The organism is Stutzerimonas stutzeri, assembly GCF_002890915.1.
Lineage (GTDB): Bacteria > Pseudomonadota > Gammaproteobacteria > Pseudomonadales > Pseudomonadaceae > Stutzerimonas > Stutzerimonas stutzeri_AF.
Window position 1 is genome coordinate 152584 of sequence record NZ_POUT01000008.1, and the last position, 16213, is coordinate 168796.

Consider the following 16213-nt stretch of genomic DNA (forward strand, 5'->3'; position numbering starts at 1 on the left):
TGCTCCTTTACGCCGTGCTTGCACGGCGTTTTTTTATTTTCCGTGACTTGCCGGGCCCGCCGCGAGCCGGTCGATTCGGACGAGGTGCTGTTGATGCTGTCCAACCTGTCGATGAAGAACAAGCTGCTCTTCACCGTCCTGCCGCTGATGCTGCTGATCTATCTGGCGACCGTGCTGCTGGTCTACTACTCCGGCAAGTCTTCGACGGAAGCGCTGGCCGAGGTGGCTGTGAATGCCGTCGCCCGACAACAGGCGGCGGAAATCTCCAAGTCTTTCGACGCCTCGCTGCACGCCCTGCGCAATACTGCCGGATTGCTGGGTAGCGAGATGATCGACGGGGAATTGCCGGACCGGCGTATTGCCGACCAGATCGCCGAATCCCTGCTTCGGTCCCAGGATTCCGCCTCGGCAGTATGGTGGGTGCCGCGACAGGGCGGGACGGACCGCAGCGTCCTCTGGCTGCGCAGCGGCGAGCACCTGCATCCGGGCCTGGAGCCACAGCGCGAAGCGCTTCTGGCGCGGATGGGGCAGGCCGGCCCGGCCAGCGTACAGGTCATCCCCCTGCTGGCACTGGACGACCGCCAGGTCATCGGGTTGCTGATGCCCGTGCTGGCGGGGCAACAGGTGGTGGGCACCCTGGGCGTCGGCCTGGATGTCGTCCAACTGCAGCAGCAGGTAGCGGCTTTGCGGCCACTGGATGTGGGCGTGGCGGCGCTGATCGCCAGCGACAACACGCTGGTGGCACATCCCGATCCTGGCCGGGTGGGCAAACGGCAACAGGACACCGAAGGCGACTTTCTTGGCGATTACTTCGAGGTGGTGATCGAGTCGGTCCGCAAGGGCCAGGGCATGACCCTGCGCTTCGATTCGCCGGCCATGTCCGAAGAGGTCTTCATGCTGGTGACGCCGGTGGCGATCGGTGCTGACGTCACGCCCTGGTCGCTGGGGCTGGCGCTACCGAGTTCCGCATTGCTCGGTGGAGTGAAGACCCTGGCCCTGCAGTTGATCCTGCTCGGGATCTTCGCATCGCTGGTGCTTGCGATCACCGTGGTGCTGTTGGGCCGGGCCCTGGCCCGGCCGCTGCAGCGGGTGGTGGAGGCCGTGCACGAGCTGGCCACCGGCGACGCCGATCTCTGCGCGCGCCTGCCGATACGCGGGGACGATGAGCTGACCAATCTTGCCCGCGAGTTCAACCGGTTCCTGGAGACGTTGTGGGAACTGGTGCGTGAAATCAACGGTACCAGCCAGGCCGTGCAAGGCATCTCGACGGAGCTGCATGCCCAAAGCCGAAGCGCGGAACGCTCGGTCGATGCACAGCGTGACGAGGTCGGCCAACTGGCCACGGCCATGCAGGAGATGGCCGCGACCGTCGATGAGGTCGCCGGCAATGCCGGGCAGGCAGCCGTCGCCACGGGGGAGGGCGATCAGGCGGTCGCATTGGGCCAGGAGAAGGTCTCCGGGCTGGTGGCAGCGATCCATGACGATGCCGACACGCTGGAGCACGTCTCGACCCTGGCGGCCCAGCTGGGCGAGGCCAGCCAGTCCATCGGCACCATCGTCGCGGTGATCAGCGACATCGCCGACCAGACCAATCTGCTTGCCCTCAATGCCTCCATCGAGTCGGCGCGGGCGGGCGAGCAGGGCAGGGGCTTCGCGGTGGTTGCCGATGAGGTACGGGCGCTGGCGCGGCGGACCCATTCGTCCACCGAGGAGGTCCGCGCCAGCATCCATCTCATCCAGGAGCGCACCGCCCGTGTCGTGGATATCATCGAGCAGAGCCGGCGCAGTTCGCTGGATAACATAGCCAGTGCCCGGCAAGCCAGCGAGGCACTGGAGAGCATCTCCCGGATCATGGCCAAGCTGCGCGGCATGAGTCAGCAGATCGCCACCGCCACGCAGCAACAGGCCGCCACCAGCGACCTGCTTTCACGCAGCCTCGTGAGCATCGCCGATTCCGCCGAACGCTCGTCCCAGAGCGCCGGGGCGGTCAGCCAGCGCAGCGACGGCCTGGAAGCCAGCGCAACGCGCCTGAACGCCCTGGTGAGCCGCTTCCGGCTCTGACGCCTCCCGGCCGGCGGCCGCGCATCCTCTGCGCGGGGCGTGGTGTCGTCGTCATTCGGTTATTTATCAATAACCAATTGAAATATAAGTATTTTTTGCGTGGCAATCGGAAGATTGCCGCGCTGCCGCCATGCTCGAAACTTGATCAGGATCATTAACCTGCACTGGGGGGATAACCCGAGCAGTCCACGGATAGTCCCCCGCGGGTACGGAGACCTAATGTCACGTTGCCTCGCCGCAGATTTCCCGGCGGCGACCAACGTGTGGATCAGTCTCATGTCGAACCTCGTTACTCGCGAACTCAGCATTGCGCAGGCGGCTACTCCGACGCCCGCTGCACGGTTGCTGAAACTCTTCATGGCGGTACTGCCGTGGATGATCATCGCCACCTTGCTCTGGGCTGGCATCTTCATTCGTCCCCAGCCGGTGGGCAGCACCATCGACCCGGCGCCGCTGGAAAGCCGTGACCAGTTCTATGGGCTGGCCCAGCTACCCGGTGGCGAGCTGCTTGCCGCGGGTAGCTACGGCAAGATCCTCAGGATCGCGCAGGACGGCAGCACCAGCCGTCTGCCCAGCGGCACCCGCCATACGCTGCAGGACATCGCCGCATGGGACGCCAGGCATGCCGTGGCTGTCGGCAATGGCGGCGTGGTGCTCTACAGCCGCGACGGCGGCGCCAGCTGGCAGCGGGCCGGCGACGTCCCGCGCTCCGAGATCGCCAACAAGCTCAATCGCGTACGTATCGGCGCCGATGGCCTGGCCATCGCCAGTGGCGAGATGGGCGCGTTGCTGATCAGCCGGGACTATGGCGTGACCTGGCAACGCCTGCGCGAAGAAGAAGACGTGGCCTGGAACGACGTGGCGATCCTCGACGACGGCCGCCTGGTACTGGTCGGCGAGTTCGGCCGGATCGTGCTCGGCGACCTGGATGGGCAGGCCTGGCACGACATCGACGGCGGCACTGGCGCCTCGCTTATGGCGGTGGCTTTCCGCGATGCCCGCAACGGCATGGCCGTCGGCCTGGAAGGCACGGTCCTGGAAACCAGCGACGGCGGCCAGAGCTGGGAGGCCCATGACGTTGGGCTCGCCGAGCACCTGTTCGACGTGGCCTGGCTGGCCGAGCAGCGGCGCTGGTTCGTCACCGGCGCCCTGGGCCGCTGGGCTCTCGGCGACGGCGGGCAATGGCAGGCCGGCAACCTGGATGAGCGCAACCTGTCCTGGCACGTGAGAGCGCTGCCGGTAGCCGGTGGCCTCTGGCTCGCCGGTGCGGACATCGGCCATTGGGATGGCCGGCGCTGGTCGCAGCTCAAGCCCTGAACCCCTCATTTGCCTAACAAAGCGAGAGCATTTCAATGATCGATCGGATAGCCGCGTTCTGTATCCGGCGCAGCGTTTGGGTGGCCAGCGCTCTGCTGCTCATGACCCTGGTGCTGGGCTGGTCCGCCCTGCATATCGAGGTGCGCACTGTCTTCGAGGACATGCTGCCCTCGCGCCACGAATACGTGCAGACGCACGAGAAGTTCAAGGACACCTTCGGCGGTTCGAACATGGTCACCATCATGTTCGAGGTGGACGAGGGCGACATCTTCCAGAAGCCGGTCCTGGAGAAGGTGCGCGAAGTGACCATGGGGCTGCGCGAGGTCTCGGCGGTCAACCCCTACCAGATCACCTCGCTGGCGTCGAAGAAGCTCAAGGAAGTCCGCGCCTCCACCACCGGCATCGTCAGCCTGCCGCTGATGTGGCCGGACCTGCCGGAGACCGCCGCGCAGATGCAGGAGCTGAGGCAGGCGGTGCTGCGTAACCCCCTGGTCTACGGCCCCTACGTATCCAAGGACCTGCAGGCGACGCTCGTCACCGTCGACTTCATCGACGAGCAGGTCGAGTACGGCAAGGTGTTCCATGAGATTCGCAGCCTGATCGACCGTGTCGACGACGGCAGCGTGAACATCCGCGTGGTCGGCGACCCGATCCTGTACGGATGGGTAGGCCACTATCTGCCGGAGACCTTCCAGCTGGTCTGCGCGGCGCTGCTGGTCACCCTGGTGATGCTGTTCATTCTGCTGCGCACCTGGCGCGGCGTGATGCTGCCGTTGCTGGCGGGGCTGGTCAGTGCCTCCTGGGCGCTGGGTATCTGCCACCTGCTGGACATCCATTTCGAGCCGCTGGTGATCGTGGTCGCCATGCTCATCACCTCCCGCGCCGTGTCCCATTCGGTGCAGATCGTCAATCGCTTCGACGACGAGCTGGAACTGTTGCCGGCCAATGCCGATACCTCGCGCACTGCGGCCAGGGTGGCGCTGGCGGACCTGTTCCGTCCCGGCATGCTGGGTGTGATCGCCGATGCGGCATGCATGGCGGTGGTGGCCCTGAGCCCGATCCCGATGCTGCAGAAGCTCACCGTGCTGGCCTGCGTCTGGGTGATGACGCTGACCGTGAGCGCGGTGATCCTGACGCCGGTCATGCTGTCGTTCATTCGCCGTCCGCACGGCATGGTGCATCCGCTCAACTGTATCCCGCTGCTGAACCGGGTGCTGGATCTGGCCACGGCCGTCAGCCTGTCGCGTGCGCGCTACGTTGTCCTTGGCGGCGGCTTTCTGCTGGTGGTCGGCGCCGGCTTCTACTCGCTGAACCTGAAGATCGGCGATGCCAACCCGGGGTCGCCGATCCTCTGGCCGGAATCGACCTACAACGTCGATGCGGACGCGATCAACAACCGCTTCGAGGGCGTGGACCGCATGTTCGTGGTGCTCGGCGAGGACGGCAACCGCGGCCTGATGAAGACCAGCGAAGCGCTGCAGGCGATGAACAGCTTCCAACGCTTCATCGAGGCACAGCCGGAAGTGGGGGGCTCCGTCTCCCTGGCCGACGTGCTGCCGCAGGTCAACCTCAGCCTGCGCGAAGGCAACCCGCGCTACCTCGAACTGGGCGACAGCAGCGCCATCAACGGCAGCCTGGTGGCCATGCTCGATTCGGTATCCGAACCCGGCGACATCTCGCGCTTCGCCGACGAGCAGTACGCCAACGGCGCGGTGACCCTGATGTTCCGCGACCGCCAGGGCGAGACCATCCGCACCGCGGTTGCACGCATCAAGGAGTTCATCGCCCAGAACCCGCTTGACGACGGCGAGTGGCAACTGGCCGGCAGCCTGATCGGCGTGATGGCTGCGGTCAACGAGATCATCCTGGCCAGCCAGGTCGAAGCGATCGCCCTGGCCCTGCTGGTGCTGGCGCTGATCTGCACCGCGGTGTACCGCTCCTCCATCGCCGGCATGGTGTTCATGGTGCCGGTGATCATCTCCAACATGCTGACCTTCGCCTTCATGACCTGGCAGGGCATCGGCATGAACATCAATACCGTGCCGGTAGCCGCCCTGGGGATCGGGCTGGGGGTGGATTACGCCTTCTACATCTCCGACCGGGTCAAGGAAGAGATCGCCATCGGCAAGAGCCCGGAGGAGGCCATCCGCATCGCGCTGCACACCGCCGGCATGGGGGTGATCGTGACGGCGAGCGTGCTGGTCTTCGCCACCCTGCTGTGGTGGGCGTCGTCGCTGCGCTTCCAGGCCGAGATGGGCCTGCTGATGGCGATCTGGCTGTCCGTGTCCGCCTTCAGCGCACTGTTCGTGATGCCGGCGCTGCTCTACGTGTTCCGCCCGCGCTTCGTCTTCGGCGAGCGCACTCGGGCAGCGGTCGCCGTTGGCAACGATTCGGCGCTCCAGATGGCTTGAGACGTAACAAGAACAACAACCACAACCCGATCAATCACTGCCGCAAACCCTGGGGAGAACATCCAATGCACACACTCATCCGTGGCGAACTACCGCGGTCCGCATTCGGCAAGCTGGCCCTGGCCGTCGCACTCGGCGTGGCGAGCACGCCGGTGCTGGCCGACACCTTCAGCTACGACGGCTACCTGCGCCAGGAAATGTCCTGGAACATGAAGAACTGGGAGGACACGCCCGATTACGACGATCGCGGCAAGCTGTCGATGTCCCGCAGCACCGTGCGCCTGAACATGCAATGGCGTCCGAGCGACGCCTTCTCCGTGGTCGCCAAGCTGCGCGGCGTGCGCGAGATCGAGACCAACTTCCTCGAGCACCTGGAGGAGATGGGCGCCAACAACTACCACGAGGCCGATGGCCGCGGCGACATCACCGATCTCTACAACAAGACCGACATCCGCGAACTGTACGTGGACTTCCCCATGGGCGAGCGCACCTGGGTACGCCTCGGCAAGCAGCAGATCGCCTGGGGCGAGACCGATTTCTTCGCCGCCAACGACCTGGTGCACGGCTTCGACAACACCTGGCGTTCGTTCCTCGAACCGGCCAACGAGGAGCTGCGCAAGACCAACATCATGGCCAAGTTCAACATCGACGTGCCGGAGCTCAACGGCGGCATCGAGACGTTCATCCGCCCCGGCCTGGACGCGAAAAGGGACATCGGCGGCACCGAGATCGACATCTATGGCGGGCGCTGGTCCAGCCAGCCCTATGCCGGCGTCGATTTCCGCAATGTCGACCCCTACAACTACAACCACGACGAGGGCGACCGCCACGACATCACCGGCGGCATCCGCTGGAATGGCCTGTGGGGCGATACCAACTACTCGCTGTCGTACCTGAAGACCTACTACAACGCCCCGATCCTCAACGCCTCCGACAACCAGGCGCTGATCGGCCGGCCCGACCTGCCGAGCGGAGCGCTCAACGGCGAGCGGACCCGTGGCGTGGCCGGCGAGGTCATCTACCCGATCGTCGACATCTTCGGCGTCACCGCCAGCAGCTATTCCGCGGCAACCGACGCCGTGTTCAGCACCGAGATGGCCTACATCAAGGACGCGCCGTACAACATCGCCCTGGACAACCCGACCATCATGAGCCAGCTGGTGGCGCCCGGTTTCGATGGCTGGGTCAAGAAGGACGTGGTCGCGCTGATGCTGCGCATGGACAAGAACCTGGCCTTCACCCAGAACCTGCTGGGCACCGAGAAGCCGATGTTCTTCTCGGTGCAGCTGTTCGACAAGTGGGTGCAGAACTACGACGAGGACGACAACCTGCTGTACAGCGTCGGCTGGGGCGGCAAGGTCAAGGAACACACGGTCATGGGCACCGCGATCTTCGACATGAGCTACGCCAACGGCCGTATCCGCCCGAACCTGGTGGTCGGCTCCGACCTGAGCAACGGCGGCGGCTTCGCCATCCCCTCGGTGACCTTCGAACTGAGCAGCAAGCTGCGCTGGAAGGTCGAGTACGACCTGTTCTGGGACGACGGCCATTACGAGAACAGCGATACCCCGCTGACCGACAACACCACGCTGTTCGGCTACCTGCACAACCGCGACCAGCTGTACACCAGCCTGACCTACTTGTTCTGAGCCCAAACGGAGACCACGAGATGACCCATTTCCGTCATGCGTTGCGTACCCCTCTGCTGGCCGGCCTGATCGCCGCCGGCGGTTTCATCGGTATTGGCAATGCCGCCGAGGTGCCGGCCGGCACCGTGATCACGGCCGCCAACATCGACCAGTTGAAGGACCAGACCTTCGAGGGCCACAGCATTGCCAGCCTGCTGACCGAGAAGCTGGAGTGGCGTATCCGCAACAGCGGCATGCAGATGCCGCTGGCGGCGTCCAAGGAAGTTCCGCTCGACCCGCGTTGGGTCGAAGCCTCCCAGGCCAACGCCGGCAAGACTTCGATCAACCGGGAAGCCTGTCGCGTCGACGGCTGGGGTGCCGGCGCACCCTTCCCGGAGATCGACGAGAAGGACCCGCAGGCCGCCGAGAAGATCCTCTGGAACTGGCACCTGGGCCAGCTGGTGGGTGACGTGTCGCAGGTTCCGGGCTACACCCAGCTGCTGGTCGATGGCAAGAAAGGAGTGCATGCCGAGCCGGTGGCCGAGTTCACCCGCTACACCATGAAGGGCCGGCTGACCGGTGACAGCACGGTGGAGGGCGACGGCAGCGAGCGTGGCCGCCAGCTGCTGTACTTCAAGTCGCCCTCGGACATGAAGGGCCTGGGGACCTACACCGTCATGTACGACTCGGACAAGGTGAACAGCGTCTGGGCCTACATTCCCGCCGTGCGCCGCGTGCGCCAGCTCTCCGGTGGCGCCTGGATGGACCCGGTGGGCTCCTCCGACCAACTGCAGGACGACCTGGAGATCTTCAACGCGCGTCCCTGCTGGTATCCCGAGTACCGCCTGCTGGGCAAGCGCAACATCCTGGCGGTGACTGCGAGCAAGCAGGGCGCCGATATCTGGAACAAGGACGGCAAGAGCTTCGCCGAGCGCTACCCGGTGATGGATCCGAACCCGCCGTACTGGAACATGACCGGCAACAGCTACGAAGTGCGTGAAGTCTACGTGGTGGAGGCCATCACGCCGTCGATCCACCCGTACAGCAAGAAGGTGCTGTACATCGATACCCAGTACCCGCGCATCCACTACGGCGAGGCCTACAACCGCAAGGGCGAGTTCTGGAAGTTCATGGAATTCCATTCCTATTCCAACCCGGCCGACGGCGACATCCGCACCACCGTGGGGGCGGTGATCGATTTCCAGCGCAACCACGCGACGATTTCGCTGATCGACACCAGCACCTGGCGCACCAACTTCGACGCCAAGGCCTCGGACTTCTCCCTGCAGGCGCTGCAGGCGGCGGGCCGCTGAGGCCCGGCTTCACCACCTTGTGTGCCGGCCCGGCCCCGTGAGGGGCGGGCCTTTCGCGTGACGCATCCGTCCTGGCTGCGCATAACCAGAAAAACAACAAGACAGGATCGACCGCTTCGTATCGGAGCCGCGATCCGAGGAGTGCCCCGTGTCCATGATGCAAGCAGCTCGTCTGCACGAGATCGGTGGTCGTTTCGTCGTCGACGAGATCCCGATACCCAGCCCCGGCCCCCACGACGTACTGGTCAAGGTTGCCGCCAGCGGGATCATCCCCAACCTGAAGAACGTCACCACCCATTTCCCCGAGTGGTATCCCTTCCTGCCGCTGCCCAGGTTGCCAGCCATCTTCGGCCTGGATTCGGCCGGTACCGTGGCCGCCGTGGGCACCCACGTCACCGCGTTCAAACCCGGCGATCGCGTCTACGTCAATCCCGGCGTAGGTTGCGGCGAGTGCCGTCACTGCCGCGAGGGCAACGCACCGCGCTGCGAGTCCTACACCTTCACCGGCTACTTCGGTTTCGGTCCCGGTTCGCAGCAGGTCTTCGAACGCTATCCGTACGCGGGCTACAGCCAGTACATGACCGCCCACGTGCACAGCCTGGTGCGCCTGCCGGATTGCCTGGGCTTCGCCGCCGCCACCCGCTTCGGCTACCTGGGCACTGCCTATTCGGCCATCCGCAAGGCGGCGCTGCGCCCGGCGCAGAACATCCTGATCCTCGGGGCCAGCGGCACCCTGGGCGTGGGGGCGGCCCTGCTGGCCCTGGCCTTCGGCGCCGCCCGCGTACTGGTGGTGGCGCGCGATGCCCTGGCGCTGGAGCGCCTGAAGGCGCTGGACCCGCGCCGTGTGGTGCCGATCCGCATCGGCGAAGGCCGCATCGCCGAGCAAGTCCGGGCATTGCTGCCGGCGGGCGTCGATTGCATGCTCGATACCCTTGGCGCCAAGGCACCCACCGAGCTATCCGTCGATGCCATGCAGGCGGTCGCCCGCGGCGGTCGCATCGTGCAGATTGGTGGCGTGGCCGGCCCCATTCCCATCGATCCGCATCCTTTCATGTGCGCCCAGCTGCAGTACCTCGGCTCGCTGTGGTTCACCACCAGCGAAGGCGAAGAGATGGCCAGCATGATGGAGTCGGGGATCCTCGACCTGTCCATTCTGGAAAATCGCCCGTATCCACTGGAGAAGCTCAACGAGGCGCTGGACGAGATCCAGGCCGAAGGCAACGGCTTCAGCAACTTCCACATTCTTCATCGGTGAGATGAGTGACGCCGCCGGTACCGCATTCCGTTGGCGCTGGCGGCCACGAGGAGAACAGGATGAAAGCACAACGCGTCGTCACCGGGCACGATGCCCGGGGCCGCTCGCGGATCGTCAGCGCCGGTGCGATTCCCGGTGACGAACCGTTCAGCAACGTTCCGGGCTTCAGTGCCGCGATGTTCTGGAAAACCGAAGCCGCGCCGCAGGTCGGCAATGTGCAGCCCGATCCGCCGGCCCGGCCTACTTCCGTCCTGCCCGGGCCGGGCGGCACCTGCGCAATGCTGGTGACCTTCCCGCCGGAGCCGGAGGTACTGCCCAGCGAAGAGCGGCTGCAGGCGGCAGGGGCGGAAATGGCCGCCCGGCTGCCCGGCCTGGCCGAGCTGTTCGAGCCGGACGCACCGGGTTTCCATCGCACCGACAGCATCGACTACGGCGTGCTCCTGGAAGGGGAGCTGACGCTCGTCCTCGACGAAGGTGAAACCACCGTGGTGAGAGCAGGCGATGTGCTGGTGCAGATGGGTACCCGCCACGCCTGGCGTAACACCGGTAACACTCCGGCCCGGATGATGTTCGTGATGGTGCACGCGAAACGCGTGTGAGACGTGGGCCCTGGCCGAGCTGGAAGACGGCTCCCTGCCGTCTCCGGTTCTTTCCATTGTCATTCATAACAAGGACATGTCGTCTCATCCGACGCTGATCGACACCGAACGGGAGGAAATACCTCCGGCCCATCGCACGGCGCTGCGATGGGCCATGAAGATAGGCATGCTTAATGCTTGATCAGGACTGTGGTCACGACGAACCGAACACTCATTGCCCTGGAGCGGCTGGTGTTCAGGCCGAAGGGAAGGATTACCGCACCATCGGCAGATGACCACGCTATGCCTTGCACTGAACCGGAGCACCTGAAAGGACGCTTTGGCCCGCGTCGGTTCAGCTAGCGATTGCAATAACAAGAATGATCCCGGGCACGACTCGGGATCGCATAAGAATCGTGCAAATCGATCTGGTTGCCTGGCCAGACCGAAGAGGGTCATGCAAATGGAACAGTTGAGTTTCCGTCCGGTTACACCGCCAGAAACCGTGCTGGCGCGTTATGAGCTTTGTCGTACCCATGACCTGGAAGAGGCTCGCCAGTGGGGTGAGAAGATCTTCTGCGAGAACCGCCTGTGCGCCGTGGATAGCAAGGGCGCGGTCAACACCCGCATCTACTACCGGCGTATCGGCAGCATCGGCATAGGCCGCATGAGTTACGGCGGTGCGGTGACAATCAGGCCGGATGTGATGGAGAACTTCGCCCTGGTGCAGATGCCCATCCGCGGGGAGGAGCGAATCGAGGTCGGCTCGCAGCGCGTAGTGTGCAACCCGCACATGGGCTCCGTGCTCAACAGCCATACCCCCACGTTGATCAACCACGCGTCCAATACCGAGAAGCTGATCATCCGCATCGATCGTAGCCTTCTCGAGCGGCATTGCCAGCAATTGCTGGGGCGTACGCTGCGGAACCAGATCGAGTTCGACTCCAGCATGCCGTTGAACACCGTGGCCGGTGCGCGCTGGCTGCGGATGGTGGGGTGGGTCTACGACTGCGTGTCGCAGGATGATGAAATCCCGCCGCTGATGGTCGCGCAGCTGGAGAGTGGCCTGGTCAGCCTGCTGCTGGCCAACCAGCCGCATACCTATTCGGCCGAACTGGCGTCAGAGGGGCCGTCGCTGGCGCCGTCCTTCGTCAAGCGGGTCGAGCGCTACATCGAGGAACAGGCCCACGAGCCGATCTCCATCGTCGACATGGCCGAGCATGCCGGCGTCAGCAGCCGCTCGCTGTTCACCGGGTTCCGCCGCTACCGCAATACTTCGCCCATGCTCTACCTGAAGGAAATCCGCCTGCGTCGGGTCAACGAAGAGCTCAAGCGGCTGGCGCCCGGTGGCGATACCGTGACGGCCGTGGCCTTCCGCTGGGGCTTCAGCCACCTCGGGCACTTCACCACCGACTACAAGCGTCGCTTCGGCGAGAGCCCCTCCGAGACCCTGGCGCACTGAGCGTGCCGGGGCGTTCGGCAATTCGCATCTTTTGGCACTGACGGGATAAGCCCAACGGTTTCGGGAGCGTCAGCGCGGACATGGCTTCTTAGGATGACTGAAAAGCGCCACATGGGGTGGCGTCTTTCCTGACAACCAGGGGGTAATCATGTCCGAGCAGCCTATCGTCCGGCGCCGTGTGGTAAAGCACGGCATCAGCGATGCCCGCGCCAACAACGCCAAGACCCAGAGCCAGTACCAGCCCTACAAGGATGCTGCCTGGGGCTTCATCAACCACTGGTACCCGGCCCTGTTCAGCAAGGAGCTGCCCGAGGACCAGGTCGAAGGCCTCATGATCTGCGGCGTGCCGCTGGTGCTGCGCCGGGTCAACGGCAAGGTCTACTGTCTCAAGGATCAGTGCCTGCACCGTGGCGTACGCCTGTCAGAGAAGCCCATGTGCTTCAACAAGAGCACCATTTCCTGCTGGTACCACGGGTTCACCTTCGATCTGCAGAGCGGTGACCTGGTCACCATCGTCGCCAATCCGGACGACAAGCTGGTGGGAACCACCGGCATCACCACCTACCCGGTGCACGAAGTCAACGGCATGATCTTCGTCTTCGTGCGCGAGGACGACTTCCCCGACGAGGACGTCCCGCCGCTGTCCCACGACCTGCCGTTCCGTTTCCCGGAGAACAGCGAGCGCTTCCCGCACCCGCTGTGGCCATCCTCGCCGAGCGTGATGGACGACAATGCCCAGATCCGCGGCATGCACCGTACCGGCTACGGCAACTGGCGCATCGCCTGCGAGAACGGCTTCGACAACGCCCACATCCTGGTGCACAAGGACAATGCCATCGTCCATGCCAAGGACTGGGTGCTGCCGCTGGGCATCCTGCCGACCGCCGACGACTGCATCAGCGTGGTCGAGGACGAGGACGGCCCGAAAGGCCTGATGCAGTGGCTGTTCACCGACAAATGGCAGCCGATCCTGGAGAACGGCCCTCTGGGGTTGAAGGTGGAAGGCCTGAATGGTCGCTTCTACCGCACTTCGGTGGTCCTGCCGGGGGTGCTGATGGTGGAGAACTGGCCGGAAGAGCATGTGGTGCAGTACGAGTGGTACGTGCCGATCACCGACGATACCCACGAGTACTGGGAAATCCTGGTACGCGTGTGCCCGACCGAAGAAGACGTGAAGAAATTCGACTATCGCTACAAGTACATGTACGAGCCGCTGTGCCTGCACGGCTTCAACGACTGCGACCTGTACGCCCGCGAAGCCATGCAGAACTTCTACTCCGACGGTACCGGCTGGGACGAGGAGCAACTGGTGGCCACCGACGTCTCGCCGATCACCTGGCGCAAGATGGCGTCGCGCTGGAATCGCGGCATCGCCAAGCCGGGGCGCGGCGTGGCCGGCGCCCGCAAGGACACCAGCCTGATCTTCAAGGACACCGCCGACGGCCACCGTCCGGGCTACAGGGTCCGCAAGATCGAAGAGTGATGCCTTCGGGCCGGCCTCGACCGGGGCTGGCCCGCCTGTTTCAGGAATCCGTTATGTCGTACTTAACCCCAAGCGACAGCCAGTTCGTCGCGGTTGACGGCGTGCGCCTGCATTACCAGGTGCTGGGCCGGGACACCGGACGGCTGCCGATCTTATTCACCCATGGCGGTGGGCCGGGCAGCACGGCCTGGAGCAACTTTCGCCTCAGTGCCGGCGCGTTCGCGGCCGATCACCGGTGCTACTTCGTCGATTTGCCGCAGTTCGGACGCTCCGCCATGGTCCCGGTGCAGGGCCCGCTGTTCGGCTGGCACGCCAGTAAGCTGCTGGGGCTGATGGATGCCCTGGGCATCGCCCGCGCGCACCTGATCAACCAGTCCTTCGGCGGTTGCGTCGCGCTGCGCCTGGCCGTGGACCATCCGCAGCGGGTCGGGCGGCTGGTCACCATAGGCTCGCAGCCCGTGGACCAGGGGGCGATGGCGCCGCTGCCGCTGTTCAGCAAGCATGCCGCGACGCTGATGAGCGACTACTACCTGGCCGATGGCGGGCCGACGCCGGACAAGCTGCGCCGGCTGCTGCAGCGCTACGAACTGCACGACGACAGCCGCCTGGACGAGGAAAACCTGCGCCTGCGTTTCGAGGCCAGCGACAACCCGGACTACATCCGCCTGCTGCAGACGCCCGGCGCCTTCGGCGAGTGGGAGAACCTGCTGCCGGAGCTGCATCGGGTACGGGCGCCGACCCTGATGTGCTGGGGGCTGCATGACTGGTTCGGCAGCATCGATGTGCCGATGATGATGCTCAACCGCCTGCCCGGGGCGCAGCTCCACGTATTCGGCAACGCCGCCCACCATCTGCAGAGCGAATGCCCGGACGAGTTCAACGCCCTGGCCATTAGCTTCATCGGAGCCGCATGATGAACCTGCCCAGCGATCTGCATTACCTGGAGATGCATGAACTGTCGCTGCTGATCCGCAGCCGCAAGATCTCCCCCGTGGAAGTCACCGAGGCCCAGCTGGCGCGAATCGACGCGCTCGACGGCACGCTGCACAGCTACGCCCGGGTGACCGCCGAACTGGCCCTGGAACAGGCCCGGCAGGCCGAGCGGGAACTGGCCGGCGGCCTCTGCCGCAGCCCTTTGCACGGCATCCCGCTGGCCTTCAAGGATCTGTTGGACACCGCCGGCGTGGTCACCGCGGCGGGCATGCCGCTGCATGGCCAGCGCATCCCGCGGCAGGATGCCACCGTGGTCGCCCGCCTGCGCGAGGCCGGCGTGGTGATGCTCGGCAAGTTGCAGATGACCGAGGGCGCGTTCGCCATCCATCACCCCGACATCCTGGCGCCGGTCAATCCCTGGGGCGCCGATCATTGGGTCGGTGCCTCGTCCAGCGGCTGCGGGGTGGCCACGGCGGCAGGGCTCTGCTACGGCTCGCTGGGCAGCGATACCGGTGGTTCGATCCGCTTTCCCTGCGCGGCCAACGGCCTCACCGGGCTCAAGCCGACCTGGGGGCGTGTCAGCCGCTTCGGTGCCTTCGAGATGGCCGCCAGCCTGGACCATATCGGGCCGGTCACCCGCAGCGCGCGGGACGCGCTGTTCCTGCTCTCGACCATCGCCGGCCACGATCCGCTGGACCCGACCTCGTTGCCCAGCGTGTGCCTGGAAATCCCGGGCATCGACGACAGCTTCCGCGGCTTGCGCGTGGGAATCGATGAGCGCTGGCTCAGCGATGGCGTCGACGAGGAGATCCAGCAGGCCTTGCAGCAGGTCATGCAACTGATCGCCGGCGCTGGTGGCCAGTTGCGAAGAATCCACATGCCGGACGCCCGCGCCGTGAGCGGCAACTGGGAAATGCACTGCGGCGTACAGACCGCCGTGGCCCACGCCGGCACCTATCCGGCGCGCGCGGGCGAATACGGTCCGGCCCTGAGCCGGCTGATCGAGGGTGGTCGTGCCCTGAGCGGCATGGATTACCAGCGCATCCTGCTGGCGGCCCAGCGTTTCACCGGCGAAGTGGACGCCTTGATGAACGAGCTGGACGTCGTGCTGGCGCCGGTGCAGCCCTACGCCGCGCCGACCCATGAGCAGCTCGCCAATCTGGCGCTGGACCCGGAGGCCAACCGCCGCCTGATCCAGTTCACCTCGCCATTCAATGTCAGTGGCCATCCATGCCTGAGCCTGCCCATCGGGCTGACCGCCGGCGGCCTGCCCATCGGCGGCCAGTTCATCGCCCGCAAGGGCGGCGAAGCGCTGCTCTGCCGCGCCGGCATGGCGCTGCAGAAAGTGAGCGACTGGCATCGGTTGCGTCCGCAGAGCTTCGGCTGAGAGGAAACCTTTCGGATAGCTATGCCCCAATTCCGACTTGCTCGATGTGCGGCTGCATGCCGAGCCGCCGTAGGAGCGGGCAACGTTCATTCGCAACGGTTAGCAGGGACAGAACCTTTCGGGGTGCGTAGGCGCTTGCGGGTGGAGTGGCGAGCCCTATCTGTGATTCGGTTGCTTTTCACGGGCGGATAGCTATGCCCGTTCTTTCCGGCGTCTGCGTTCCCTGTGGCGCGGCGTAGGCCTGTGCAGGGGCTTTTCCAGGCCGTCGGCATTGGTGCTTTCGCAACTTAATTTGCACTTTCGGGATAACGGCGTAGCCCATGGGAGCGCAGTCGCACCCTGTCGCTTCCTAACATCCGGCACAAGGCCAGCCCGTCCGGGGCGC

General features: G+C 65.1%; 11 protein-coding genes. All 11 read left to right on the top strand.

Annotated features, from left to right (window positions below):
• Positions 1 to 93: 93 nt before the first annotated feature.
• Entirely contained in the window at positions 94 to 2061 is a 1968-nt protein-coding gene (locus tag CXK94_RS15110; protein ID WP_102894967.1) for a methyl-accepting chemotaxis protein, read from the top strand.
• Between the two features lie 276 nt (positions 2062 to 2337).
• Positions 2338 to 3378, top strand: a complete 1041-nt coding sequence (locus tag CXK94_RS15120; protein WP_256046040.1) for a WD40/YVTN/BNR-like repeat-containing protein — start codon at positions 2338 to 2340, stop codon at positions 3376 to 3378.
• 35 nt (positions 3379 to 3413) lie between these two features.
• Positions 3414 to 5789, top strand: coding sequence for an efflux RND transporter permease subunit (locus CXK94_RS15125; RefSeq protein WP_102894970.1), 2376 nt, complete (start codon positions 3414 to 3416; stop codon positions 5787 to 5789).
• 65 nt (positions 5790 to 5854) lie between these two features.
• A complete protein-coding gene (locus tag CXK94_RS15130) occupies positions 5855 to 7438 on the top strand; it encodes a DUF1302 family protein (protein ID WP_102894971.1) in 1584 nt (527 codons plus the stop codon).
• Between the two features lie 20 nt (positions 7439 to 7458).
• Positions 7459 to 8730 (top strand): DUF1329 domain-containing protein, encoded by a 1272-nt coding sequence (locus tag CXK94_RS15135; RefSeq protein WP_102894972.1) that lies wholly within the window; start codon positions 7459 to 7461, stop codon positions 8728 to 8730.
• A 148-nt stretch (positions 8731 to 8878) separates the two neighbouring features.
• Entirely contained in the window at positions 8879 to 9985 is a 1107-nt protein-coding gene (locus CXK94_RS15140) for an alcohol dehydrogenase catalytic domain-containing protein (protein ID WP_180984430.1), read from the top strand.
• 59 nt (positions 9986 to 10044) lie between these two features.
• Positions 10045 to 10584, top strand: coding sequence for a cupin domain-containing protein (locus tag CXK94_RS15145; RefSeq protein ID WP_102894974.1), 540 nt, complete (start codon positions 10045 to 10047; stop codon positions 10582 to 10584).
• 442 nt (positions 10585 to 11026) lie between these two features.
• Positions 11027 to 12025 carry an AraC family transcriptional regulator gene (locus tag CXK94_RS15150; protein ID WP_102895037.1) on the top strand — a complete coding sequence of 333 codons (999 nt, stop codon included), beginning with the start codon at positions 11027 to 11029 and terminating at the stop codon, positions 12023 to 12025.
• Positions 12026 to 12173: 148 nt separating this feature from the next.
• Positions 12174 to 13508: a Rieske 2Fe-2S domain-containing protein gene (locus tag CXK94_RS15155; protein ID WP_102894975.1), complete on the top strand. Its 1335-nt coding sequence runs from the start codon at positions 12174 to 12176 to the stop codon at positions 13506 to 13508.
• A 53-nt stretch (positions 13509 to 13561) separates the two neighbouring features.
• Positions 13562 to 14422 (top strand): alpha/beta fold hydrolase, encoded by an 861-nt coding sequence (locus CXK94_RS15160; protein WP_037040660.1) that lies wholly within the window; start codon positions 13562 to 13564, stop codon positions 14420 to 14422.
• Positions 14419 to 15828, top strand: a complete 1410-nt coding sequence (locus tag CXK94_RS15165; RefSeq protein WP_256046038.1) for an amidase — start codon at positions 14419 to 14421, stop codon at positions 15826 to 15828. Before CXK94_RS15160 ends, CXK94_RS15165 begins: the two co-directional genes overlap by 4 nt.
• The last annotated feature ends 385 nt before the right edge of the window (positions 15829 to 16213 follow it).